This window comes from Trinickia dabaoshanensis (assembly GCF_002879885.1).
In the GTDB taxonomy this organism is placed as follows: Bacteria; Pseudomonadota; Gammaproteobacteria; order Burkholderiales; family Burkholderiaceae; genus Trinickia; species Trinickia dabaoshanensis.
In genome coordinates this window covers 208884-232609 of record NZ_PNYA01000007.1, presented here as the reverse complement: position 1 = coordinate 232609, position 23726 = coordinate 208884, and the positions used below count along the sequence as shown (strand labels likewise).

Genomic DNA, 23726 nt, shown 5'->3' with positions numbered 1-23726 from the left:
TCCCCCACCAACGTCTGGCCTGCCCCCCCCTGTCTCGCTATGACCCATCCTCTATTTGCGAAGCACGAAGACACGCTGAAGCACGCCCTCGAAGCCATCGGTTCGCGCGGCTACTGGAGCCCGTTCGCGGAAATGCCGAGCCCCAAAGTGTACGGGGAAACCGCGAACGCGGACGGAGAAGCGGCCTTCAAGGCACATCTCGAACACCCGTTCACGCTCGACCAGCCGAGCACCGGCGAATGGGTCGGCGCAGAGCGCTCGCCGTTCGGCTTCGCTCTTGACGTTCGCTATCCGAAAGTCGATGTCGATGCGCTGATCGGAGCGGCCGCCACCGCGGAGCAAAGCTGGCGTAAGGCCGGCCCCGAAGCCTGGGTCGGCGTGAGTCTCGAAATCCTCTCGCGCCTGAATCGGGCCAGCTTCGAAATCGCCTACAGCGTGATGCATACCACCGGCCAAGCGTTCATGATGGCGTTCCAAGCGGGCGGCCCGCATGCGCAGGACCGCGCGCTCGAGGCCGTCGCGTACGCCTGGAACGAATTGCGCCGGGTGCCCGCCGATGCGCATTGGGAAAAGCCGCAAGGCAAAAATCCGCCGCTGGCCATGCACAAGCGATACACGGTCGTGCCCCGCGGCATCGGCCTCGTCCTCGGCTGCTGCACGTTCCCGACTTGGAACGGCTATCCGGGCCTGTTCGCCGACCTCGCGACCGGTAACGCAGTGATCGTCAAACCGCACCCCGGCGCAATTCTGCCGCTCGCGATCACGGTTCGGATCGCACGCGAGGTGCTGCGCGAAGCCGGCTTCGATCCGAACGTCGTGACCTTGCTCGCTACCGAACCCAACGACGGGGCGCTCGTGCAAGATCTCGCCGTACGCCCCGAAATCAAACTGATCGACTTCACGGGCAGCTCGCAAAACGGCACCTGGCTGGAACGCCATGCGCACCAGGCGCATGTCTATACCGAAAAGGCAGGCGTCAACCAAATCGTCATCGACTCCGTCGACGATCTGAAAGCGGCCGTGCGCAACATCGCATTCTCTCTCGCGCTGTATTCGGGCCAGATGTGCACGGCTCCGCAAAACATTTACGTGCCGCGCGACGGCATCGAGACCGCCGAGGGTCACGTCAGCTTCGACCAGGTGGCCGCCGCGCTCGCGAACGCGGTGCAAAAGCTCGTGGCCGATCCGGCGCGCGCCGTCGACCTGCTCGGCGCAATCCAGAACGAGGGGGTTGCACGGCGTATCGACGAAGCACGCTCGCTCGGACACGTGCTCGCCGATAGTCAAACGCTCGAACATCCCGCGTTCCCGAACGCCCGCGTGCGCACGCCGTTGCTGCTCCAACTCGACGCGGCCAAGGACGCGGAAAAGTTCAGCGGCGAATGGTTCGGCCCGATCTCCTTCGTGATCGCCACCGACTCGACGCGCCAATCGCTGGAATTGGCCGGTTCGCTGGCGGCTCGGCACGGCGCCCTCACCTTGTCGGTCTACAGCACCGACGAGGCAACGATCGAAGCCGCGCACGATGCGGCGATCGAAGGCGGCGTGGCACTGTCGATCAATCTCACGGGCGGCGTGTTCGTCAATCAATCGGCTGCGTTCTCCGACTTCCACGGTACCGGCGCCAATCCGGCCGCGAATGCGGCGTTGACCGACGCCGCTTTCGTCGCAAACCGCTTCCGCGTGGTCCAAAGCAGGATTCATGTTGCGCCTCGCGAATTGCCCGCGGAAGCCGGCCGAACGGCATAGTCCGCTCTGCCGAATAGAGCCGCGCGCCGGCTCGCACTAATATCACGTCGATCGGTCCCGTCGCTGTGACGGGACCTCGTTCGCTGGAAGCCATCCAATGACCGATGCCTACATTTGCGATGCCATTCGCACCCCCATCGGCCGCTACGGCGGCGCACTGAAAGACGTTCGCGCCGACGATCTCGCGGCCGTCCCCATCAAGGCGCTCATCGAGCGCAATCCGGGCGTCGACTGGCGCGCGCTGGACGACATCCTCTACGGATGCGCGAATCAAGCGGGCGAGGACAATCGCAACGTCGCGCGCATGGCCGCGCTGTTGGCCGGCTTGCCGACCGACGCGCCCGGCTCGACGATCAACCGGCTCTGCGGTTCGGGCATGGACGCCGTCGGTTCCGCCGCGCGCGCGCTCAAGGCCGGCGAAGCACGGCTCATGATCGCGGGCGGAGTGGAAAGCATGACGCGCGCGCCTTTTGTGATGGGCAAAGCCACGAGCGCGTTTTCGCGGCAAGCCGACATTTACGACACGACGATCGGCTGGCGCTTCATCAACGCGCGCCTGAAAGCCGAGTACGGTGTCGATTCGATGCCGGAAACGGGCGAGAACGTCGCTGCGCAGTTCTCGATCAGCCGCGCGGACCAAGACGCCTTTGCCCTGCGCAGTCAGCAAAAAGCGGCGCGGGCACAGCAGGACGGCACGCTCGCGCAAGAGATCGTCGCCGTGGAAATCGCGCAGAAAAAAGGCGATCCGCTACTCGTGACCCGCGACGAGCATCCGCGCGAAACGTCGCTCGAAGCGCTGGCCAAACTGAAGGGCGTCGTGCGTCCCGACGGCACCGTCACGGCCGGTAACGCATCGGGCGTCAACGACGGCGCGTGTGCGTTGCTGCTCGCCAATGAGCAAGCCGCGTCGCAATACGGACTGCGCCGCCGGGCCCGCGTGCTCGGCATGGCCACGGCCGGTGTCGAACCGCGCATCATGGGGATCGGGCCGGCGCCCGCCACGCAAAAACTGTTGCAGCGGCTCGAGATGTCCCTGTCGCAATTCGACGTGATCGAACTGAACGAGGCGTTCGCCTCGCAGGGCCTGGCCGTGCTGCGCATGCTCGGACTGGCCGACGACGACGCACGCGTCAACCCGAACGGCGGTGCGATCGCCCTCGGCCATCCGCTTGGGGCGTCGGGCGCTCGGCTCATCACCACCGCGCTGCATCAACTCGAGCGTATCGGCGGCCGCTATGCGCTGTGCACGATGTGCATCGGCGTGGGTCAGGGTATCGCGCTCGCCATCGAACGCGTGTAATCGACAGAGCGCGGCCGGCAGGACGAATGCCGGCCGCGAATCGGAGCGAATGAGGAGACGATCGATGCAATATGAAGCGATTCGCGTCGAAATCGACGCAGCGGCGCACCTCGCCACGATAACGCTGAACCGCCCCGAGAAGCTCAATAGCTTCACGCGCGCGATGCATACGCAATTGCACGCGGCCCTCGACGAGGCGCTCGCCGCCGGCGTGCGCGCCCTAGTACTCACCGGCGCCGGACGCGGATTTTGCGCGGGCCAGGATCTCGCCGATCTGAATCTGGAGCCGGGCGCGTCCACCGACCTCGGGGCCGTCATCGAAGAGCAATTCAACCCGCTCGTTCGCCGGCTTCAGGCCCTGCCGCTGCCGGTGATCGCGGCCGTGAACGGTATCGCGGCCGGAGCGGGCGCGAACCTCGCCCTCGCCTGCGATATCGCGATCGCCGCACGCTCGGCCAGCTTCGCGCAATCGTTCGTCAAGATCGGCCTCGTACCGGATTCCGGCGGCACCGCCTTCTTGCCGCAACGCGTAGGCATGGCGCGCGCGCTCGGGCTCGCCATCACCGGAGACAAGATCAACGCGGAGCAAGCCGAACGCTGGGGGCTCATCTGGCAAGTCGTGGACGATGCCGAGTTGCTCGCCCAAGCAACCGAACTCGCCACCAAGCTGGCTCAACAACCCACACGCGCCATCGCCGCGATCAAACGCGCCATGCGCGCCAGCACGACGCACACGCTCGATCAGCAGCTCGATCTAGAGCGCGACTTGCAGCGTGAGCTCGGCAACTCCTACGATTATGCCGAGGGCGTCCAAGCGTTCATCCAAAAGCGCGCCCCGCGCTTCGAGGGACGTTGATATGTCGTCGGATTCCCAAGCTACGCCTACCCACGCATCGTCGCAGCATCTATCTCCCGACGAATTGGCCCGCGCGGTCGGACACGCCATGTACGAAGCGGACGCTTGCAGCCGAGCGCTCGGCTTCGAGCTCGTCGACGTGCGCCCGGGCTATGCGTGCATGCGCGCGACCGTGCGGCCGGACTTTCTGAACGGACACGCCATCTGCCACGGCGGGCTCATCTTCACGCTCGCCGACTCCACCTTCGCATTCGCCTGCAACTCGTATAACGTGAATACCGTCGCGTCGGGCTGCTCGATCGAATTTTTGCGTCCCGTGCACGGCAACGACGTTCTCACGGCCGAAGCCGTCGAACAAACGGTCAGCGGGCGCACCGGTATCTACGACATTCGCGTCACGAACCGCGCGGGCGAAACCGTCGCCCTGTTTCGCGGCAAATCCGCGCACATCAAGGGCCACGTGATTCCGCCAGCGTAGCGCCAGAACCGCCGCAGGAAGCCGAGAGCGATTTTGCCGGCTTAATTTCGCCCGCTAATTTTCATCTGCTCAAGCAGGCGGAATCGGTCACTCGCGAAATCGCCGGATGTCGTAAACGACGGGCAGCGCCTCGGCGCATGCCCGCCGGCAGCTATTTTTTCAATGACAGAGGAGACATGCGATGAACACCGCGCTGCCGCTCGATCCGATCGAGACCGCGAGCCGAGACGAGCTCGCCGCCCTGCAGCTCGAACGGCTCAAATGGACGCTCAAGCACGCCTATGAGAACTCAACCGTCTATCGACGCAAGTTCGACGAGGCGGGGGTGCACCCCGAAGAGCTCAAGACGCTAGCCGATCTCGCTCGCTTCCCGTTCACGACAAAAGCCGATCTGCGCGACAACTACCCGTTCGGGATGTTCGCCGTGCCGCAAGAACGGATTTCTCGCATCCACGCATCGTCGGGTACCACCGGGAAGCCGACCGTCGTCGGCTATACCGCGCGCGATATCGATACGTGGGCCAATCTCGTTGCGCGCTCGATCCGGGCGGCCGGAGCGCGGCGCGGCGACAAAGTCCATATCAGCTATGGCTATGGCCTCTTTACCGGGGGCCTGGGTGCGCACTACGGAGCGGAGCGCGCGGGGCTGACGGTGATCCCGTTCGGCGGCGGCCAGACGGAAAAGCAGGTGCAACTGATTCAGGACTTCAAGCCCGACATCATCATGGTGACGCCGAGCTACATGCTTTCGATCGCCGACGAACTCGAACGCCAAGGCGTCGATCCGGCCTCTAGCTCGCTGCGCATCGGCATCTTCGGCGCCGAGCCTTGGACGAACGACATGCGCCGCGCGATCGAAGCGCGCATGGGCATCGACGCGCTCGACATCTACGGCCTTTCCGAAGTCATCGGCCCGGGCGTGGCCTGCGAGTGCGTCGAGACGAAAGACGGCCCGACGATCTGGGAAGATCACTTCTACCCCGAAATCATCGACCCGCTCACGGGCGAAGTGTTGCCCGACGGCGAGTTCGGCGAACTCGTCTTCACCTCGCTGACCAAGGAAGCGCTGCCGATCATCTGCTACCGCACGCGCGACTTGACGCGGCTGCTGCCCGGCACCGCGCGCACGATGCGGCGAATGGAGAAGATCACGGGTCGCTCGGACGACATGATGATCGTGCGCGGCGTGAACGTCTTCCCGACTCAGATCGAGGAGCTACTGCTCAAGCAGCCCGCGCTCGCACCGCATTATCAGATCGTGCTCACGAAGGAAGGACCGCTCGACGTCATGACGCTGAACGTCGAGCCCTGCCCGGAAAGCCAAGCCGACGACGCGGCGCTGGCATCCGCCAAAGCCGCTCTCGCCTATGACATCAAAGCGTTGATCGGCGTGACGGCGATCGTCAACGTGCTGCAGATTAACGGCATCGAGCGATCGGTCGGTAAAGCGAAACGTATCGTCGACAAACGTTCCAGCTAACCCTCCAGGCAACACGACGACGCAGGCAGGCCGGCACCGCCATCAAGAGTTAGGCAGAAGCAGCCACATCCGCCCGGCCTGCTTCATTTTGCCGGCCAGATCGCCTGCGTCGTCGCCGAGTCCCCAGAAATAATCGGCACGCACGCCGCCGCGAATCGCGCTGCCCGTATCCTGGGCAAACACCACGCGGTTCATCGGCGTATTGGAGAATGGCCGGGTCGTCGATAAAAACACGGCCGAGCCGAGGGGAATCGAGGCGGGGTCGACCGCGATCGAACGTTCGGGCGTAAGCGGCACGCCCAAGGCGCCGATCGGACCGTCCCCACCGGCCGACGCGGTTTGGGTCGCCGACATTTCGCGGAAAAAGACGAAGCGCGGGTTCGTGTCGAGCAAACTCGTCACCCGCGCCGGATTCGCGCGCGCCCACGCCTTGATACCTTGCATCGTGGCCTGAGCCGGCGTGATCTCGCCGTGGTCGAGCAACCACCGGCCGATCGACCTATAAGGCTGATTGTTGGAGCCGCCGAACCCCACCCGCATCACGGTGCCATCGTCGAGCACGATGCGCCCCGAACCCTGCACCTGCAAGAAGAACGCCTCGATCGGATCGTCCACCCAAACCAGTTCGCTGCCGTCGAGCGCGCCGGTGCGCTCGAGTTCGGCGCGCGCCGGCAGCGCGGACCCCGGCCGGTAGCGTGACGGCCAGCGATAAAGCGGGAATTGATAAGGGCCACCCCGGACTCGCGCCCCATGCAGCAACGGTTCGTAGTATCCGGTGACGAGACCGTCGACGGAGCCATCGCCGTTGGCAAGCTGAAACGGCGTGAAATACGTCTCGAAGAAGGAGCGCGTGGCGCCGGCGTCGAGATCGTCCAGGTGAGACGCGGCCGCACAGGCGCGCCGCCAAGTGACCAATTGCGCGACGCGGAGGCAATTCTCGCGCAACGCGGCCGCCGCCCCGATCAGCGAATCGTCTTGCCAGCCCGGCACCTGCTGCCAAGCCACCGGCGTGAGGCGCCCCGGAGACAGCGCCCCTGTCAGCGCGGGCGCCCCTGCAACCGGCGGCGCGGCGGGCCGCACGATGGCGCCTCCCCCGCAAGCGGCGAGCAGCACCGCCGCCAGCACGGCGGCGGCCCGGCCGAGGAAAGCCGAATGAATACGCATACAATGTTCGCTCTTGATGGAAATCGCCATGTCCGAACTATTCGACGAATACCCGATGCTGATTTTCGCGCTCGAAGCGCTGGCTGCGCTTGCGCTACTCGCGATCATCGTCGTTTGGACGATGTCCGGCAGAAAGAAAAACCGATAGCGGCCATCGTCGAGCACGGCGCCGTGCGCGGAAGACGCCGCTTGCTCGCCAACCGCGCCACGCCTATTGCGAGCCCAAACGGCTCAATGCAACGTGCGCGGCATCTGCAAAGCGAATTCGGGCACGGGCGCGTCGAATCGCTCGCCATCGTCGGCCACGCAAAAGTAAGCGCCGCGCATCGTCCCAACCGGCGTTTCGATCACGGCCCAGCTCGTGTACTCGAATTGTTCGCCCGGCTGCAGCAGCGGCTGATGCCCGACCACGCCTAGGCCCTTCACTTCCTGCACGTGGTTCTCGCTGTCGGTGATGATCCAATGGCGTGCGATCAGTTGCGCGGCCACCTGCCCGGTATTGCGGATCGTCAACGTATAAGCGAAGGCATACTGCCGATGCTCGGGATCGGACTGCTCGGGCAAATAGCGCGTCTGGGCGGACACGCTGAATTCATACTGACTCATCGTTGTTTCGTTCTCTCGAGAATCGAGGCCAGCCGAGCCACATAGCGCGTGCTTGGCCGCCGCTCCGGTTTCGCATTCTGATCGATGCGGCTGCCGGCCGCAACCGCCGCCGCGTGGGGGCCAGCCGAGTTGCCGCGACGCGGTAAAATGCGCTTTTCCGCCTATCGGCCCACCCGGCCATCTCGTATTGCACGCCATGACGCAATTTCGCATCGCCCCCAGCATTCTCTCCGCCGACTTCGCCAAGCTCGGGGAGGAAGTCCGCAACGTCATCGACGCCGGCGCCGATTGGATCCACTTCGACGTCATGGACAACCATTACGTCCCGAATCTGACGATCGGCCCGCTCGTATGCGAAGCGATCCGCCCGCACGTGACGGCCCCCATCGACGTTCATTTGATGGTGCGCCCCGTCGATCGGATCGTGCCCGATTTCGCCAAAGCCGGCGCGAACCTGATCAGCTTCCACCCTGAAGGCTCCGATCACATCGATCGCACGCTGTCGCTGATCCGCGATCACGGCTGCAAGGCGGGCCTCGTGTTCAACCCGGCCACCCCGCTGAACTACCTCGATCACGTGATGGATCGCGTCGATCTGATCTTGATCATGTCGGTCAATCCGGGCTTCGGCGGCCAATCGTTCATTCCCGAGGCGCTCAACAAGCTGCGTGAGGCACGGGCACGGATCGACGCATACCAAGCCAAAACGGGCCGCGAGATCCATCTGGAGGTGGACGGCGGCGTCAAGGTGGAAAACATCGCTCAAATCGCGCAAGCGGGCGCCGATACCTTCGTCGCCGGCTCGGCGATCTTCGGTAAGCCCGACTATCGCACCGTCATCGACGACATGCGCCGCGAACTGGCCGCCGCCGGCACCGCTCGCGCATGAGCCGCCTTGACGAGCCCCTCGCCGGCATCGGTGCCGCGGCGCACCGCCTGAGGGCCGCCGTCGTCGATTTGGACGGCACGATGGTCGATACGGTCGACGATTTCACGGCCACCCTGAACGGCATGCTGGCCGAGCTGGGCGCTCGGCCGGTCTCGCGCGAGGAAGTGAGCGGCTATATCGGCAAGGGCTCGGAGCACTTGGTCCGCACGGTGCTGGCCGCGCGGTTTTCCGCTGAGGAAACCGAAGCGCGCTTCGCCGCGGCGCTCGACCGTTATCAAGCGCATTACGCCGAGGTGAACGGGCGCCACACGCGGCTTTATCCCGACGTCGAGCCGGGCCTCGCGGCGCTCGCGCAAGCGGGCGTCAAACTCGCCTGCGTCACGAACAAGCCTCATCGCTTTGCCGTCGCGCTACTCGAAAAGTACGGGCTCGCCCGGTACTTTTCGGTGATTCTCGGCGGCGACAGCGTGGCGCGCAAAAAGCCCGATCCGCTTCCGATGCTGACGGCCTGCAATGCCCTAGGCGTCCCTCCGGCCGAAGCGGTCGCGATCGGCGACTCGGAGAACGACGCGCTGGCGGGCCGCGCGGCGGGCATGACCACCTTGACGGTCCCGTATGGCTACAACCACGGCAAAGCTATACAAACGATAAATTCGGATGGTATAGTCCCCACGTTGCTCGAGGCCGCGAGGTTCATCGCGAACCCTTCTTCCGGCTCCGGCGCAACGCTCAATCGCTGACGACCTAAAGTCATTCAACTCATGTTTCTGAACAAAAAACGGAGTCCGAGCAGCATCGACCGGGGAGCCTGGCCCTGGCGTCGCTCGTCACGCTGACCTCTTTCGAGGTACGCTAAAGCTCGTCTTTGGCGCCGTTTTTTGATTTCGCCGCGCATTCGCGCACTATCCGCCGTATCGTCGAAACGCTCGCACGCGCCGTTTTTGATCGTCGCTGCGCTCGTGCACTCACGGCTCGCCGTCCGCTTCGCTTCGCTCGTCGATGAGCAACGCATGCGCCGGCTGTTCGTACAGGATCGGAACATGACCGAACTCGAATTCCAATCCCTCGCCAGCGAGGGCTACAACCGCATCCCCTTGATCGCCGAGGCACTGGCCGATCTGGAAACGCCGCTCTCCCTTTATCTGAAGCTCGCTCAGCCGGAACGGGGCGGCGCGAACTCCTTCTTGCTCGAATCGGTGGTTGGCGGCGAGCGCTTCGGACGCTATTCGTTCATCGGACTCCCGGCACGCACGCTCGTCCGAACGAAAGGCGGTGTCAACGAAGTCGTGCGCGACGGCGCGGTCGTCGAGACGCACGAAGGCGATCCGTTCGAGTTCATCGCCCAGTTCCAAGCCCGTTTCAAAATCGCTCAGCGCGCCGGGCTGCCCCGCTTTTGCGGCGGCTTGGCCGGGTACTTCGGCTATGACGCCGTCCGTTATATCGAAAAGAAGCTCGCGCATAGCGCGCCGCCCGACGATCTCGAGCTGCCCGACATCCAGTTGCTGCTAACGGAAGAAGTCGCCGTCATCGACAATCTGGCCGGCAAGCTCTATCTGATCGTGTATGCGGACCCGCAGGTGCCCGAGGCTTATGCGCGCGCCAAGCAGCGTCTGCGCGAGCTGCGCCAGCGCTTGCGCGCCACGGTGCAGCCGCCCGTCACGTCGCCGAGCGTACGGACGGAAACGTACCGCGAGTTTGCGCGCGAGGACTACCTGAACGCCGTGCGCCGCGCGAAGGAATACATTGCCGCCGGCGAGCTCATGCAGGTGCAAGTGGGCCAGCGCCTAATCAAACCCTATCGCGACAATCCGCTTTCGCTGTATCGGGCGCTGCGCTCGCTCAATCCTTCGCCGTACATGTATTACTACAATTTCGGCGAATTCCACGTGGTGGGCGCCTCGCCGGAAATCCTCGTACGCCAGGAAAAGCGCGGCGACGATCGGATCGTCACGATTCGGCCGCTGGCCGGCACCCGCCCTCGCGGCAACACGCCCGAGCGCGATGCGGAACTCGCCACCGAACTGTTGAACGATCCGAAGGAGATTGCCGAGCACGTGATGCTGATCGATTTGGCGCGCAACGATGTCGGCCGAATCGCGCAAACGGGCTCGGTTGCCGTCACCGACAAGATGGTCATCGAGAAATACTCGCACGTGCAGCACATCGTGAGCTCGGTCGAAGGCAAGCTCAAACCCGGCATGACGAACTTCGACGTGTTGCGCGCGACGTTCCCGGCCGGCACGCTCTCGGGTGCGCCCAAAGTGCGGGCCATGGAACTCATCGACGAGCTGGAACCGGTGAAACGCGGCTTGTACGGCGGCGCGGTCGGCTACCTGTCGTTCACGGGCGAGATGGATTTGGCGATCGCGATTCGTACGGGCTTGATCCACAACGGCAATCTATACGTGCAAGCGGCGGCGGGCGTCGTCGCCGACTCGGTACCCGAATCCGAATGGCAGGAAACCGAGAACAAGGCACGCGCGGTACTGCGCGCCGCCGAACAAGTTCAAGACGGCCTCGACAGCGACTTCTGAGCGGAGAAACATCATGTTGCTCATGATCGACAATTACGATTCGTTCACCTACAACCTCGTCCAGTATTTCGGCGAACTCGGCGAGGAGGTGCGCACCTATCGCAACGACGAGATCACGCTCGATGACATCGAGGCGATGAAACCCGATCAGATCTGCCTGTCGCCGGGCCCGAGCAATCCGCAAAATGCGGGCATCACGCTCGACGTACTGCGGCACTTCGCCGGCCGGATTCCGATCCTCGGGGTCTGTCTCGGGCACCAGGCGATCGGCGAAGCGTTCGGCGGACGCGTCGTGCGCGCGCGCACGATCATGCACGGCAAAGTGAGCCGCATCGAAACCGACGGCAAAGGCGTGTTCGCCAATCTGCCGAGGCACTTCGACGTCACGCGCTACCACTCGCTCGCGATCGAGCGCGAATCGCTGCCCGATTGCCTCGAGGTTTCGGCATGGACGGAGGACGGCGAAATCATGGGTGTACGCCATAAGACGCTCGCTGTCGAAGGCGTGCAGTTCCACCCCGAATCGATCCTGTCCGAGCACGGGCATGCCCTGCTGGAAAATTTCTTGAAGGGATCGAAGGCGACACAGGCGGCTTGAGGCCACGCACAGCGAGCGCATAAGCCGCGTGCGACACAAGCTCGACGCAACGAATCAGGGGCGCACCATGACCATCACACCGCAAGAAGCACTGCAGCGCACGATCGAACATCGCGAAATCTTTCACGACGAGATGCTGCACCTGATGCGGCTCATCATGCGCGGCGACATGTCGCCCGTGATGGCCGCCGCGATCATCACCGGTCTGCGCGTCAAGAAAGAGACGATCGGCGAAATCGCGGCCGCGGCCACCGTCATGCGCGAGTTCGCCCGTCACGTCGAAGTGGCCGATAACGCCAATTTCGTCGACATCGTCGGCACGGGCGGCGACGGCGCCAATACGTTCAATATCTCCACGGCGACGATGTTCGTCGCCGCGGCGGCGGGCGCCAAGGTGGCCAAGCATGGCGGGCGCGGCGTATCGAGCAAATCGGGCAGCGCCGACGTGCTCGAGGCGCTGGGGGTGAACATCGATCTGCAACCGGACCAGGTGGCCGCATCGATCGCCGAAACCGGCATGGGTTTCATGTTCGCGCCGAACCACCACCCCGCGATGAAAAACATCGCGCCGGTACGCCGCGAGCTCGGCGTGCGCACGATCTTCAACATCCTCGGCCCACTCACGAATCCGGCCGGCGCACCGAACCAGTTGATGGGCGTTTTCCATCCGGATCTCGTCGGGATTCAAGTGCGGGTGATGCAGCGGCTCGGGGCCAAGCACGTGCTCGTCGTCTACGGGAAGGACGGCATGGACGAAGTGTCGCTCGGCGCGGCAACGATTGTCGGCGAATTGCGCGACGGCGAGGTCCACGAGTATGAAATCCACCCCGAGGATTTCGGGCTGCAGATGGTATCGAATCGGACGCTTAAGGTAGCCGATGCGAACGAATCGAAGACGATGCTACTCCAAGCGCTTGAGAATCGTCCCGGCGTGGCACGCGAAATCGTCACGCTGAACGCGGGCACCGCGCTGTACGCGGCGAACATCGTCGCCTCGATCGCCGACGGCATCGAGATCGCGCGGGAAGCGATCGCGACGGGCAAGGCCCGGGCGAAGGTCGACGAACTCGTTCGTTTCACTCAGCAATACAAGCATTGATGCCGCCGCGCGCGTCAGCGACATCCATCATCGATCATCGATCAACAAAAAGGGCTTCGTTCATGAGCGACATTCTCGACCGGATCATCGCCGTCAAGCGCGAGGAAGTGCGCGCGGCCGAATTGAGCGCGCCGCTCGAAGAGCTGCGTCTCGAGGCGTCGTCGCGCGATTTGCGCGATTTCGTCGGCGCGCTGCGCGCGAAGCACGAAGCCGGCGCGGCCGCCGTCATCGCGGAAGTAAAGAAGGCAAGCCCGTCCAAGGGCGTGCTGCGCGAACACTTCGTGCCGGCCGACATCGCACGCTCGTACGAGCGCGGCGGTGCGGCATGCCTGTCGGTGCTGACCGACGTGCAGTTCTTCCAGGGCAGCGCGGCCTATCTCGAAGCGGCTCGCGCAGCTTGCAATCTGCCGGTGCTGCGCAAGGATTTCATCATCGATCCGTATCAGATCGTGGAAGCCCGCGCGATGGGCGCCGACGCGATTTTGCTGATTGCGGCCGCCCTCTCGCTGACGCAGATGCAAGAGCTCGAAGCGCTCGCGCATTCGCTCGGGCTCGCCGTGCTCGTCGAGGTGCACGACCGCCAAGAGCTGACGCAAGCGCTGACGCTCAAGACGCCGCTCATCGGGATCAACAACCGCAATCTGCGCACGTTCGAAACGTCGCTCGACACGACGCTCGGCATGCTCGACGCGTTGCCCGACGATCGCATCGTCGTAACCGAATCGGGCATCTTGGCGCGTGCCGACGTCGAGCGCATGCGCGCGAACGGCGTGCATACGTTCCTCGTCGGCGAAGCGTTCATGCGCGCCGACGATCCGGGCGCCGCGCTCTCGCGGATGTTCGCCTAAGCGCGCCCGCGCTTCCCGACGCACTCGCACCCATACCGTAACGAAGCATGAGCATCGAACGCGAAATCAAACTGGCGCTTCCGCCTCACCAAGCCGAGGCGGCCGACCGCTTCTTCGCCGCGATCGCCGGCGCGCCGGGGCGCGACGTGCCGCTCGCGAACATTTACTTCGATACGGCGTCGCTCGCGCTTGCGAAAGCAAAGATCGCGCTGCGCTTGCGCAAGACGCCCGACGGCTGGCTGCAAACGCTGAAAGCCGCAGGTACCGCCGAGGCCGGCATGCACAGCCGTCACGAGTGGGAAACGGCCGTCGCCGGTGAAGCGCTCGAGTTCGATGCGCTCGCCGCCGCTTGCGACGACGCCGCGGCGCTCGCCGCTTTGCGCGCCGCGGCCGGTGAGCTCGGCGAGCGGTTCCGCACCGGCTTCACCCGCCGCCTTTGGCGTTTCGAATTCGACGGCGCGCGCATTGAAGCGGCGATCGACCGTGGCGAAGTCTCGGCCACGCTGGACGGGCAAACGCGCACCGAGGCGATCAGCGAAATCGAATTGGAGCTGCTGCAAGGCGAGGAGCGCGCGCTGCGTGCGTTGGCGGACGCGTTGTCGGCCAAGGTCGCGGGGCTCTCCCCTGAAAACGTGAACAAGGCTCAGCGGGGTTATCGGCTGTGCGCAAAGTGAGCGGAAGGGCGATGTCCGCGGCAGGCGGGGACGATTCGGCGCAAGGGTCGTTGTTCACCGCGGTACCGGAACCCGCAGCGGCGCCGCCGGCACGCGATGGACGCAACGGATTGCAGGCGCCGCTCGAGTCGCAATTCGACGCCTTGCCGGAGGCATGGCGCGCCCATCTGGCAAGCTTTATCGACAGCGACGCCTACCGGCCGCTGTGTGCGTTCGTGGACGAGCAGATCGCGCTCGGTAAGACGGTCTACCCTTCGGAAGTTTTCCGCGCGTTGCGACTGACGAGCCCCGACGACGTCAAAGTCGTGATCGTCGGCCAAGATCCCTACCACGGCGACGACAAAGGCCACCCGCAAGCGCATGGCCTCGCGTTTTCGGTGCCCGCGCCGGTACGGCCGCCCCCGTCGCTACGCAACATCTTCAAGGAAATCGCAGCCGAGTTCGGCCACGTCATGCCGGCGCACGGCTGTCTCGACGCGTGGGCCCGGCAAGGGGTGCTGCTGCTCAACACGGTGCTGACCGTGGAGCAAGGCAAGGCGGCCAGTCACGCCAAGCGCGGCTGGGAAGCTTGTACCGACACGCTGATCCGCCAACTCGCCCATCGGCACGAACATCTTGTCTTCATGCTCTGGGGCGCTCACGCGCAGGCCAAGCGTACGCTGCTCGATGGCCGGCCGCACTGCGTACTCGAGGCGCCGCATCCGTCGCCGCTCTCGGCGCATCGCGGCTTTCTCGGCTGCCGGCACTTCATGCTCGCCAACGAGTATCTCGTCGCGAACGGGCGCGCACCGATCGACTGGCGGCTGCCCGAGACCGTGGACGGTTGACTCGCCGTGGCGTGCGGCCGACCGCGATCGTAGGCTAGCCGCTCGGCGGGCCGCTTATACCGCGGCGGCTTCGATCGCTTCGCGCGCGGAAGACAGCGCGGCGTTCGCTGCATCGGGCCCAAGGTTCAGGCCTTCGGCGTAGATGAACTCGACTTCGGTGATGCCGATCAGGCCAAGGAACGCCTTGATGTGCGGCGTCTGGCTGTCGTTCGGCGTACCGGCGTACTTGCCGCCGCGAGCCGAAACGATGTATGCCTTCTTGCCTTTCACGAGACCTTCCGGGCCGTTCGCCGTATAACGGAACGTCACGCCGGCGCGCGCGATCCAGTCGAAATACGTCTTCAGTTGCGACGAAATCCCGAAGTTGTACATCGGTGCGCCGATGATGACGACATCGGCCGCTTGCAATTCGTCGATGAGCGCGTCGCTGCGCGCCACGATCGCCGCTTGCTCGGGCGTACGTTGTTCCGCCGGCGTGAAGAATGCGCCGAGGACGGCGTCGTCGAGGTGGGGCAGCGCGTCGGCCAACAGATCGCGCAATACCAGCTTGGCGCCCGGGGTCGTTCGTTGCAGCTTCGCAGCCAGTTCGTTGGCCAGCAGCGTCGAGTTCGCGCCTTGCGAACGAGCGGCGGAATTCAGTTGAAGGATGGTCGTCATGTCGGGCTCCAAGTGGGTTGCGCAGTTGTGCGCGAGTGGAGCCATTGTCACGATTGACCCAAGATGGATAAAGTAGGGCAAAAAGGACGGATTGTTGCAGGGATAGAACGATCGATCCGTCCTATCCCCGTCCCGGCCCCCCGCCTTCAGCCGCGCAGCCAGCGTTCCCGTGCCCGGCGCGCCGGCGCGCCGCGTTTTTCCTCCGCGGCGACGAGTTTGTAGCGCGTCACCTCCGGCCCATCGAGCTTCACGCGCGCGGTGCGCAATTCGTCGCGACGGAACGCGTGCACCTCGACGGTCGAACCGGGCAAGTAGCGCGAAAGCAGCGTATCGAGGTTCGAGCCCGTCACGCGCAGGCCATCGACGGCAATGAGCACGTCGCCGGCCGACAACCCCGCCTTTTGCGCCGCGCTGCCGTCGTGCACCGCGGCCAGCGCGCATTCCGTGCCGGGCCGCAGCCGGACGCCGAGCGATGGCTTGCCGGTGACTTTACCGGCGGCCGCGCCCTTCCCGTTTTTACCGTTGCCGTTCGCGCCGTTGGCATTGCCGGGCTGCGGCTCGAGCGTAATGCCGAACGGCTCCAAAAGCGCCTCGAGCGGCAAATCGCGCGTGCCGTTCACGGCTTCCTCGAACAGCGCGCCGAGCTCGACGCCGGTCGCCTCCGCGATCAGTGCCGACACCTCGTCCTCACCGACACCGGCCATCTTTCCGCTGTAGAACTGGCGCCCATAGCGCTGCCAGAGCAGGCGCATCACGTCGTCCAGCGACTTGCGATGATCGGTGCGCGTGCGAATGGCCAAATCGAACGCGAGCGCGACGAGCGAGCCCTTCTGGTAATAGCTGACGATTGCGTTCGGCGCGTTTTCGTCCTGGCGGTAGTACTTGATCCAAGCATCGAACGAGCTTTCCGCGACGCTTTGCTTGAAGCGGCCGCTGCCGCGCAGCACGCCGCCCACCGTCTTTCCGACGAGCGTGTAGTACTCGGCTTCCGTAATCGCGCCGCTGCGCACGAGCATCAGGTCGTCGTAATACGACGTGAACCCCTCGAAGAGCCATAGCAGCGACGTGTAATTCTCGCGGGAGAGATCGTACGGAGCGAACGCAGCCGGCTTGATGCGCTTGACGTTCCAAGTATGGAAATACTCGTGGCTGCACAGGCCGAGATACGTTCGATAGCCTTCCGACATCTCGGGCCGGCCGAGGACCGGCAAGTCGGTGCGATTGCAGACGAGCGCCGTCGATGCGCGGTGCTCGAGCCCGCCGTAGCCGTCGCTGACCGCCTGCGTCATGAACACGTAGCGCTCGACGGGCGCTTTTTTCGAGCGCGGCTCGAACAGAGCGATCTGCGTTTCGCAGATACGCTTCAAATCGGTTGCGAGGCGGTCCATGTCGACCGAGACCGTGCGGCCGGCGATGACGATGTCGTGCGGCACGCCGTGCGCTTTGAATGTCGCCAGCGCGAACCGCCCGAGCGTGACGGGATGATCGACGAGTTCGTCGTAGTTGCTCGCGCGATACTCGCCGAACCCGTAACGCTTGGTGCCGCGTGCTTCGGGCAGCGCCGTCGCCACGCGCCAATCGCCGAACGCCGAGCCCGCGGGTTTTTGAATGTCCACGACGCAAGGCGCCTCTTCGCGCCCGAGCGGCAGCAAAAAGACGCTCGTGCCGTTGAAAAAGCCGGTCGTATCGTCGAGGTGGGCCGTGCGCACCGACATGTCCCACGCGTAGACCTCGTAGCGCAGCGTCAGCACGCCGCCTTTGACGGGGGCGGCCTGCCACGTTTGCTTGTCGGTCTTTTCGATGCGTACCTTGCGCCCCGCCTCGTTGAATGCGCTGAGTGTCACGATGTTGCGCGCGAACTCGCGCACGAGATAGCTGCCTGGAATCCAGGTAGGCAACGTGAAGCGCTGGCCGGCCGGATCGGGATCGGGCAGCGTCAGCGTGACTTCGAACAGATGGGCGGCGGGATGCTTGGGGACGATGGCGTAGCGAGTGGGCTTCATCGGGTGGCGCTTAAGTCTCGAGCAGGGTCGTTGGAATAAAAATGGAGCCTGAATGCCTAGTGCGGATGCGCCGCGCTCAGTGCGCGCTCGTCAGCGCGTCGCTGAGCTCGCTGGCCGATACGGCGCCGGGCAACCTGCGGCCGTCGGACAAGATGATCGTCGGCGTGCCGGTCACGTTCAGCCCCTGGCCCAGCGCGAGATTCTTATCGAGCACCGACGTATCGCAATTCGAAGCGGCGCTCGCCGGCGCTTGACGATTGATCATCCAAGCCTCCCACGCCTTGGCGCGATCGCCCGAGCACCAGATCGCCTTCGACTTGGTGACCGAATCGGGCGACAGCACGGGATACAGGAACGTATAGACGGTGACGTTATCGATCGACTTCAGCGTCGTTTCCAATTGCTTGCAATAGGGGCAATTCGGATCGGAGAACACCGCCATGCGGCGGCTGCCGTTGCCTTTGACGACCTTGACCGCGCGGTCGAGCGGCAGGCTGGCGAAATCGATCTTGTTCAGTTCGGACAAGCGCGCTTCGCTCAGATTGGAACGCGTCTTCGTATCGACGAGTTCGCCCGCGATGACGTAATCGCCGCCGGCATCCGAGTAGATCATCTGGTTACCCAGATTCACTTCGTACAAGCCCGCGATGGGAGCCTTGGAGATGCTCTTGATCTGAATCTCGGGCAGACGTGCTTGCAGCGTCGATTTCAGCTTGTCGGTCGTCTGATCGGCGTGGGCCGTGCAGCCGAGCGTGACAGCGGCGGCAAGCGCCGCGCCGGCTGCGATGCGCATGAGGTTGGGCATGGGAGGGTCCTTGTGATGTCGTTGGGTTCGGGCGCCGCGCGCGAAAGCGGCGCATGAGTGACTAGATGATATTCGAGGCAGCTCAATGCCGCGCCGAGCGCCGCCGCGCCGGGCGTCGATGGATACCGCCTCGTTAGCCGAGCGCGGCCGATACGAGCCAGCGCTTGACGAGCGGTTGCGCGCCGACGAAGGACATCCCCGCGTTGCGCACCGAGCGCGCCAACATGCCCGGCACGGAAAACAGGCGTTGCAAGCCATCCGTCGCCACGGTCAGCGCACCGATATCCTCGCGCCGCGCGCGCTCGTATCGGCGCAGCAGCACCGGGTCGCCCAGATCGCGGAAGGCTTCTTTCTTGGCGATCACGTCGGCCAGCGCGGCGACGTCGCGCAAGCCGAGGTTCATGCCCTGACCGGCGAGCGGATGAATCAAGTGCGCCGCGTCGCCGACGAGCGCGACGCGTGGTGCGATCAACCGATCGACGGATTGCCGTGCCAGCGGAAATCCGTGCGCGGGCCCGACGCATTCGAGCGCGCCGAGCCTGGCATGCGTGATTCGCTCGACGGCCGCCTCGAGTTCGGCGGGCGCGAGCGCAAGCAATTCGCGCGCGTGGTCCGTTTGCGCCGACCAAACCAGCGATACATGCGCATCGGGGAGCGGCAACAGCGCGACGATCTCGCCGTCGACGAACCATTGATAGGCCGTCTCACCGTGGGGTTTCTCGGCCTTGAAATTGGCGACGACGCCGGTTTGCCGATAGTCGCGGCGCGTAACGTGCGCGCCGATTTGCGCGCGCACCCACGAATGGGCGCCGTCCGCGCCGACGATGAGATCCGCCTCGACGACCCGGCCGTTCGCCAGCGCCAGCGTGGCCGTATCGGTCTTCACGTCGAGACCTTGCGCGCGCGTATCGAGCCAACTCACTTGGGGCTGGAAACGCAGCGCGGCGTCGAGCGCATGCTCGATCAACGAAGACTCGGCGATCCAGGCGAGTTGCGGCACCGCGGATTGGAAGGCCGAAAAATGCAGTTCGGCGAGCGCGTCGCCGAATACGCGCATGTCGTAGACGGGTGCGAGCCGGTCGTGGTCGAGCGCTTGCCAGATGCGCAGCCGCTCGAGCAGCGCCTGGGAACTGGCGGAAAGCGCATAGATGCGCGCGTCGAACGGTACGTCGGCCGGGCGCGGCGCGGCCGGCTGTGCGACGAGCGCAACGCGCAGCCCCGCTTGAGCGAGCGCCAGCGCGGCGCTCTTGCCGACGAGGCCGCCGCCGACAACGGCAACATGGAACGTCTGAAGATGGGCGGTCATGGGGAGCAATTATAGCCGCGTGCCGTGCGGCGCCGCGTCGTCGGGCACCCGCGCTCGTCCGCAGAAGCGACGCTGCGACGATACGCCTCGGGGCCCGCCGCCGGGGGACTAGCTCGACTAGCTCGCCCGTTCGGTATCCGCTCGCCTCAAACGCTACCTTCCTTCTCGATAACCAGCACCCGGGCCTCGCCGACCGGATGCGCCACATGCTCGGTGCCCACGGTGGCGAAGAAGATGTCACCCGAACTTAAGAGCACCGACCGCACTTCGCCGTTTTCGCGGAAATCCATACGAACTTGCCCGTCCATGACGGCGAACACTTCCTCGCCGTCGTTCACGTGCCATTCGTAGGGCGCGTCGGTCCAATGCAAGCGCACCGAAATACCGCTCATGCTGGCGATATTCAGCGCGCCCCACGCGCGCGATGCCGTGAAGCCACGGCTTTGGATGATCTTCATGGGTCGTCCTTCGAAAAATAGGAGAATGCGGCGATCGTTGCCGGGTCCACATTGTCGGAGAAGCGGCAGCGCGCCGAAATCACCTTTCGGGACAACGTCGAATCAAATTCTGCCAGCGAGCCACGCTACCCAGCCTCGAGCGGCAACGCCGCCGGCGCATCTGCCTAGTCGTGCAGCCCGGCGGCCGAAGCCAGCGCCCGCCCCGCGTCGCCCAGGGCAACCTTGTTGCGCCCCGTTGCCTTCGCGTCGTATAGCGCACGATCCGCTGCGCGAATGACCTCTGTCATATCGACGTCGGTCTCGGGTGTCCATGCTGCGGCGCCGATACTGGCCGTCACGCGCCCGTACTCGCTCGCCGCATGCGCGATGCCCAGATCGCTGATGGCGGCGCGGATGTTTTCGGCGATGGCCAGCGCGCCTTCCTGCGCCGTATCGGGCAGCACGACGAGAAACTCCTCGCCGCCATAGCGCGCGGCGCTGTCCGCCGGCCGGCGGATCTGCTCGCCGATGCACCGGGCAACCGCGGCAAGCGCATCGTCGCCGGCTTGGTGGCCGTAAAAGTCGTTGTATGCCTTGAAGCGATCGACGTCTACGAACAGCAAGGAAAAGACGTTGCGGGTGCGCCTGGCTCGGCGCCACTCCGCATCGAGGATCTCGCCCAACGTGCGACGATTGTTCAATCCGGTGAGCCCATCGATGCGCGCGAGCAGCGCCAATTCGCTTTCGGCACGCATCCGCCGGCGCAACTGCGCCGCGAGCACCACGGCAAGCACGACGAACGCCAGCGCGAAGGTCGCCATCAACGAACCGATGATGATTGCGCGCCGCGTCCATGCCGCGTAGATGTCCGACTCACCCTGCGCCACCATGATGATGAGCGGCAGATGGCTCACATGCTTGAAGTAGTACATCCGGCGGATGCCGTCGATCGTCGAGGTATCCGAAAACGTCCCCTCCCGCGCCGAGAGAAACCGTCGAAAGGTGCTGGCCTGACGGATGTTGCGCCCGACGATCGCCCGATCGTACGGCTGACGCATCACCATGACGCCGTCCTCCCCGATCAAGGCGATCGAGCCTTGCGGGCCGAGTTGCAAGCCCGAGAACAGGTCGTGAAAGTAGGCAAGCTGGATCGCCACCATCGCCACGCCTTGGAACGAGCCATCGCGCCCGGAGATGCGGCGGCTCAATGCAATGCTCGGCGAGCCGCCGCGCAGGCGGGAGGCATACGGATCGCTGACGTACAGTCCGGCGTTCGGATCGTCTCGATGGATTGTGAAGTAGCGGCGGTCGGCTAGGTTCAGGGCAGGCGGCGTATCGCTAAGCGAGTCGACCAGGATATGACCCGTCTCATCGAGCAGCAGGACCGAGCCGATGTAGCTCGCCGATGCCGCCCGGTCGAACAGCGCCTCGTGCTTCAAGCGAGACGGCAGCGCCATGATCTCGGGATCGCGCGCGCCATCGATCACGGCCTGCAACGAGAGGGAATAGAGCTCGAAGTTTCGTTCGATGTCGCGTTCGGCGATGATCGCCAGATTGCGCGACGTCTCGCTGGCGCGCGCGAGGGCGTCGGCCCGCGATTGATAGAGGACGACGCCGCATAGCGCGACCATGAAGCAAGCGATGAGGAACGCGCCGACGACGATCGCGGGCGGAGCGAGCGGATTGAACCGCAACCGCTGCCATGAAAAACCGCGCGGGCCGCTAGGACCCTCGTCAGTTGCCTGCATGCCGGCCCCATGATCGAAAGACGACTGTCGTTGCATCTGTTCGCGCATGCGGCGAAGTTTAGCATTGCGAATAGCGCATCGCCCTCATGCACCGCACCAAGTTCGGCGCGCCGTCGGCCCAGCATGATCGGGGCCCGCTGCTGCGAATCCTCGCCATGCGCATGCAGCACGATGCGTTGAAACGCTTGGGGGTGCGCGAAGCACGGATTCATGACGGGGTGTTCGGCCCGGATTTGTGTGCGGAGTAAGTGGCCGCGGTGGGCCTCTCGCGGCGATGGCTGCCAACGCGCGCACGACTCGCCGCCAGTAAGCCGAGCGCCGAAACCGCCACGGCGCCGGCCATCAACGGGTAAAGGTCCGCGACGGTTAAGCTCGGCGACAACATCGGCGAGGCGAAGACGACCAATCCGATACTGCTCGTCATGAGCGAGCTATTCGCGCGAAAGCGGCCGAGCAAATGCGTCGGACACTCGGCTAAGAATCGCGTTTCACTCCGTATACGGACTAGTGCGAAGCCCGCGCCGAGAAGGAAATGCGCGAGTAACAGCGCGGGAAAAGCCGAAAGATATGGGACGACGGCGAGCATGCCTGCCATCGTCCCAATGGTGAACAAATCGCGGTGAAGGGAGGCCGGGGCATTCGTCGAAAACCTTGCAAGGCATAGGCCCGCGAGAAGCGCCCCCGCCGACCACGCCGCCTCGGCCATCGAATAGCTGGCGCTCGCGCGGTGCAGATAAACACCGATGAGGCCGGGCAGCAATGTGTTGGTAATCTGTCCGATTGCGAATGCGAGCGCGGCACAACTTGCGATCGCGAACAATCGAGAGTGAGTGAAGTAAAGCGCCGGTCCTGCCGAAAGTATGCCGCGCCTCCATGTTCGCCCGCCCTCATCACGCGCAATGTTCAGCGTCGGGAGTAAGCACCCGCTGAGTCCCGCCGACAGTGCCCCGCATAGCGAGACGACGAGAAAGGCGCGGCTCGAATCGCCTGAAGCGACGAGCAAGCCACCGGACGCCGTGCCTAGAATCAGCGCCACCTGCATGGTCGAGTTCAGCGTTGCAAGATGGCGGGCGCGCTCGGACTGACGCAGATGGGTCCGCAGGAAGATATCCATTGCACCGCCCGCGACAACGCTCGAGACGCCGGCCAAGATCACGGCAGCAGCAATTCCCTCGAACGTTGCGCGACCGGCCAGCATCGTCTCAGTCAGCAACGGCGTCGCACCGGCAAACGCGACGCCGACCTGTCCAAGAAGAAACAACGTCTTCTTTTTAAGGATGGAATCGACGATTGCGCCAAGCATGGGCGCAAGCACGAGATTGGCGACGGTGGCAACGAGCAACAGCGTGCCGGCCGCGTCGGCTCGGCCCGTGATTTTCACCGCCGCCCACGCAGCCACGACCAATTGATAGCCGATCCGGAAAAAGTTGACGGCGGCGAGCCCTGCGAAGAGGCCGATAGGTACGTTGCGTGACGGCATCGGGCGAAAGTAGCCCGCATTGAATGCAACGTAAACGAAATGTAACGTTTCCCCTCTAGGTAAACAGGAGAGGGAACCCGAGGCTGCAGCGCTGAAAGCAAGTCCCTTCGAGGTTTCCCCACCCACCGCCGATCGTGCAGTTCGAACGCGTTACAATTGCGGTTTCTGGAGTACAACCGGGCGCAGGA

At 64.5% G+C, this 23726-nt stretch carries 22 protein-coding genes; 13 read left to right on the top strand and 9 right to left on the bottom strand.

What is annotated here, in order from left to right; translation table 11 throughout:
• The first annotated feature begins 39 nt into the window (after positions 1 to 39).
• The 5 genes from paaN (at position 40) to paaK (ending at position 5863) form a co-directional block, all read left to right on the top strand.
• Positions 40 to 1749: a phenylacetic acid degradation protein PaaN gene (paaN, locus tag C0Z18_RS10290; protein ID WP_102645288.1), complete on the top strand. Its 1710-nt coding sequence runs from the start codon at positions 40 to 42 to the stop codon at positions 1747 to 1749.
• A gap of 97 nt (positions 1750 to 1846) precedes the next feature.
• Positions 1847 to 3049, top strand: a complete 1203-nt coding sequence (gene pcaF, locus C0Z18_RS10285; RefSeq protein WP_102645287.1) for a 3-oxoadipyl-CoA thiolase — start codon at positions 1847 to 1849, stop codon at positions 3047 to 3049.
• Positions 3050 to 3113: 64 nt separating this feature from the next.
• Positions 3114 to 3905, top strand: coding sequence for a 2-(1,2-epoxy-1,2-dihydrophenyl)acetyl-CoA isomerase PaaG (gene paaG / locus C0Z18_RS10280; protein WP_102645286.1), 792 nt, complete (start codon positions 3114 to 3116; stop codon positions 3903 to 3905).
• A gap of 1 nt (position 3906) precedes the next feature.
• Positions 3907 to 4383 (top strand): hydroxyphenylacetyl-CoA thioesterase PaaI, encoded by a 477-nt coding sequence (paaI, locus tag C0Z18_RS10275; protein ID WP_102645285.1) that lies wholly within the window; start codon positions 3907 to 3909, stop codon positions 4381 to 4383.
• A gap of 181 nt (positions 4384 to 4564) precedes the next feature.
• Positions 4565 to 5863, top strand: coding sequence for a phenylacetate--CoA ligase PaaK (gene paaK / locus C0Z18_RS10270; RefSeq protein WP_102645284.1), 1299 nt, complete (start codon positions 4565 to 4567; stop codon positions 5861 to 5863).
• 42 nt (positions 5864 to 5905) lie between these two features.
• Here paaK and mltA read toward each other — a convergent pair whose 3' ends face one another.
• The gene (mltA, locus tag C0Z18_RS10265; protein ID WP_233217262.1) at positions 5906 to 7084 is read right to left on the bottom strand and encodes a murein transglycosylase A; all 1179 of its coding nucleotides are present in this window, start codon (positions 7082 to 7084) and stop codon (positions 5906 to 5908) included.
• Between the two features lie 174 nt (positions 7085 to 7258).
• Positions 7259 to 7633 (bottom strand): Co2+/Mg2+ efflux protein ApaG, encoded by a 375-nt coding sequence (gene apaG / locus C0Z18_RS10260; RefSeq protein ID WP_102645282.1) that lies wholly within the window; start codon positions 7631 to 7633, stop codon positions 7259 to 7261.
• Between the two features lie 196 nt (positions 7634 to 7829).
• Between apaG and rpe the strand changes: the two genes are divergently transcribed.
• The 8 genes from rpe to C0Z18_RS10220 all read left to right on the top strand — a co-directional run bounded on the left by rpe (position 7830) and on the right by C0Z18_RS10220 (position 15102).
• Positions 7830 to 8522: a ribulose-phosphate 3-epimerase gene (rpe, locus tag C0Z18_RS10255; protein WP_102645281.1), complete on the top strand. Its 693-nt coding sequence runs from the start codon at positions 7830 to 7832 to the stop codon at positions 8520 to 8522.
• A complete protein-coding gene (locus C0Z18_RS10250; protein ID WP_102645280.1) occupies positions 8519 to 9262 on the top strand; it encodes a phosphoglycolate phosphatase in 744 nt (247 codons plus the stop codon). The genes rpe and C0Z18_RS10250 overlap by 4 nt, the downstream gene beginning before the upstream one ends.
• 300 nt (positions 9263 to 9562) lie before the next feature.
• Positions 9563 to 11056 carry an anthranilate synthase component I gene (gene trpE, locus C0Z18_RS10245; protein WP_102645313.1) on the top strand — a complete coding sequence of 498 codons (1494 nt, stop codon included), beginning with the start codon at positions 9563 to 9565 and terminating at the stop codon, positions 11054 to 11056.
• A 13-nt stretch (positions 11057 to 11069) separates the two neighbouring features.
• On the top strand, positions 11070 to 11654 hold the full coding sequence (locus tag C0Z18_RS10240; protein ID WP_102645279.1) for an anthranilate synthase component II: 585 nt from the start codon (positions 11070 to 11072) through the stop codon (positions 11652 to 11654).
• A gap of 67 nt (positions 11655 to 11721) precedes the next feature.
• Complete coding sequence (trpD, locus tag C0Z18_RS10235) at positions 11722 to 12753, top strand: anthranilate phosphoribosyltransferase (protein ID WP_102645278.1); 1032 nt, start codon at positions 11722 to 11724, stop codon at positions 12751 to 12753.
• Between the two features lie 62 nt (positions 12754 to 12815).
• Positions 12816 to 13601 carry an indole-3-glycerol phosphate synthase TrpC gene (trpC, locus tag C0Z18_RS10230; RefSeq protein ID WP_102645277.1) on the top strand — a complete coding sequence of 262 codons (786 nt, stop codon included), beginning with the start codon at positions 12816 to 12818 and terminating at the stop codon, positions 13599 to 13601.
• A gap of 47 nt (positions 13602 to 13648) precedes the next feature.
• A complete protein-coding gene (locus tag C0Z18_RS10225; protein ID WP_102645276.1) occupies positions 13649 to 14275 on the top strand; it encodes a CYTH domain-containing protein in 627 nt (208 codons plus the stop codon).
• An 11-nt stretch (positions 14276 to 14286) separates the two neighbouring features.
• Positions 14287 to 15102 (top strand): uracil-DNA glycosylase, encoded by an 816-nt coding sequence (locus C0Z18_RS10220; RefSeq protein WP_102645275.1) that lies wholly within the window; start codon positions 14287 to 14289, stop codon positions 15100 to 15102.
• Positions 15103 to 15156: 54 nt separating this feature from the next.
• Here C0Z18_RS10220 and C0Z18_RS10215 read toward each other — a convergent pair whose 3' ends face one another.
• From C0Z18_RS10215 to C0Z18_RS10185, 7 genes are all read right to left on the bottom strand, one after another.
• Positions 15157 to 15759: an FMN-dependent NADH-azoreductase gene (locus C0Z18_RS10215; protein ID WP_102645274.1), complete on the bottom strand. Its 603-nt coding sequence runs from the start codon at positions 15757 to 15759 to the stop codon at positions 15157 to 15159.
• A gap of 146 nt (positions 15760 to 15905) precedes the next feature.
• Positions 15906 to 17762 carry a M61 family metallopeptidase gene (locus C0Z18_RS10210; protein WP_102645273.1) on the bottom strand — a complete coding sequence of 619 codons (1857 nt, stop codon included), beginning with the start codon at positions 17760 to 17762 and terminating at the stop codon, positions 15906 to 15908.
• Between the two features lie 76 nt (positions 17763 to 17838).
• A complete protein-coding gene (locus C0Z18_RS10205; protein ID WP_102645272.1) occupies positions 17839 to 18567 on the bottom strand; it encodes a DsbC family protein in 729 nt (242 codons plus the stop codon).
• Positions 18568 to 18700: 133 nt separating this feature from the next.
• Positions 18701 to 19873 (bottom strand): UbiH/UbiF family hydroxylase, encoded by a 1173-nt coding sequence (locus C0Z18_RS10200; RefSeq protein ID WP_102645271.1) that lies wholly within the window; start codon positions 19871 to 19873, stop codon positions 18701 to 18703.
• 146 nt (positions 19874 to 20019) lie between these two features.
• The gene (locus tag C0Z18_RS10195) at positions 20020 to 20331 is read right to left on the bottom strand and encodes a cupin domain-containing protein (RefSeq protein ID WP_102645270.1); all 312 of its coding nucleotides are present in this window, start codon (positions 20329 to 20331) and stop codon (positions 20020 to 20022) included.
• 164 nt (positions 20332 to 20495) lie between these two features.
• Positions 20496 to 22058 carry a sensor domain-containing diguanylate cyclase gene (locus C0Z18_RS10190; RefSeq protein WP_102645312.1) on the bottom strand — a complete coding sequence of 521 codons (1563 nt, stop codon included), beginning with the start codon at positions 22056 to 22058 and terminating at the stop codon, positions 20496 to 20498.
• Positions 22059 to 22266: 208 nt separating this feature from the next.
• A complete protein-coding gene (locus C0Z18_RS10185) occupies positions 22267 to 23538 on the bottom strand; it encodes an MFS transporter (RefSeq protein WP_102645269.1) in 1272 nt (423 codons plus the stop codon).
• Positions 23539 to 23726: the final 188 nt, after the last annotated feature.

What these genes read in the sequence shown, in the direction of transcription:
- paaN (WP_102645288.1), top strand. Translation starts at nt 40, where the DNA reads ATGACCCATCCTCTATTTGCGAAGCACGAAGACACGCTGAAGCACGCC.
- pcaF (WP_102645287.1), top strand. Translation starts at nt 1,847, where the DNA reads ATGACCGATGCCTACATTTGCGATGCCATTCGCACCCCCATCGGCCGC.
- paaG (WP_102645286.1), top strand. Translation starts at nt 3,114, where the DNA reads ATGCAATATGAAGCGATTCGCGTCGAAATCGACGCAGCGGCGCACCTC.
- paaI (WP_102645285.1), top strand. Translation starts at nt 3,907, where the DNA reads ATGTCGTCGGATTCCCAAGCTACGCCTACCCACGCATCGTCGCAGCAT.
- paaK (WP_102645284.1), top strand. Translation starts at nt 4,565, where the DNA reads ATGAACACCGCGCTGCCGCTCGATCCGATCGAGACCGCGAGCCGAGAC.
- apaG (WP_102645282.1), bottom strand. Translation starts at nt 7,633, where the DNA reads ATGAGTCAGTATGAATTCAGCGTGTCCGCCCAGACGCGCTATTTGCCC.
- rpe (WP_102645281.1), top strand. Translation starts at nt 7,830, where the DNA reads ATGACGCAATTTCGCATCGCCCCCAGCATTCTCTCCGCCGACTTCGCC.
- C0Z18_RS10250 (WP_102645280.1), top strand. Translation starts at nt 8,519, where the DNA reads ATGAGCCGCCTTGACGAGCCCCTCGCCGGCATCGGTGCCGCGGCGCAC.
- trpE (WP_102645313.1), top strand. Translation starts at nt 9,563, where the DNA reads ATGACCGAACTCGAATTCCAATCCCTCGCCAGCGAGGGCTACAACCGC.
- C0Z18_RS10240 (WP_102645279.1), top strand. Translation starts at nt 11,070, where the DNA reads ATGTTGCTCATGATCGACAATTACGATTCGTTCACCTACAACCTCGTC.
- trpD (WP_102645278.1), top strand. Translation starts at nt 11,722, where the DNA reads ATGACCATCACACCGCAAGAAGCACTGCAGCGCACGATCGAACATCGC.
- trpC (WP_102645277.1), top strand. Translation starts at nt 12,816, where the DNA reads ATGAGCGACATTCTCGACCGGATCATCGCCGTCAAGCGCGAGGAAGTG.
- C0Z18_RS10225 (WP_102645276.1), top strand. Translation starts at nt 13,649, where the DNA reads ATGAGCATCGAACGCGAAATCAAACTGGCGCTTCCGCCTCACCAAGCC.
- C0Z18_RS10220 (WP_102645275.1), top strand. Translation starts at nt 14,287, where the DNA reads ATGTCCGCGGCAGGCGGGGACGATTCGGCGCAAGGGTCGTTGTTCACC.
- C0Z18_RS10215 (WP_102645274.1), bottom strand. Translation starts at nt 15,759, where the DNA reads ATGACGACCATCCTTCAACTGAATTCCGCCGCTCGTTCGCAAGGCGCG.
- C0Z18_RS10210 (WP_102645273.1), bottom strand. Translation starts at nt 17,762, where the DNA reads ATGAAGCCCACTCGCTACGCCATCGTCCCCAAGCATCCCGCCGCCCAT.
- C0Z18_RS10205 (WP_102645272.1), bottom strand. Translation starts at nt 18,567, where the DNA reads ATGCCCAACCTCATGCGCATCGCAGCCGGCGCGGCGCTTGCCGCCGCT.
- C0Z18_RS10200 (WP_102645271.1), bottom strand. Translation starts at nt 19,873, where the DNA reads ATGACCGCCCATCTTCAGACGTTCCATGTTGCCGTTGTCGGCGGCGGC.
- C0Z18_RS10195 (WP_102645270.1), bottom strand. Translation starts at nt 20,331, where the DNA reads ATGAAGATCATCCAAAGCCGTGGCTTCACGGCATCGCGCGCGTGGGGC.
- C0Z18_RS10190 (WP_102645312.1), bottom strand. Translation starts at nt 22,058, where the DNA reads ATGCAGGCAACTGACGAGGGTCCTAGCGGCCCGCGCGGTTTTTCATGG.
- C0Z18_RS10185 (WP_102645269.1), bottom strand. Translation starts at nt 23,538, where the DNA reads ATGCCGTCACGCAACGTACCTATCGGCCTCTTCGCAGGGCTCGCCGCC.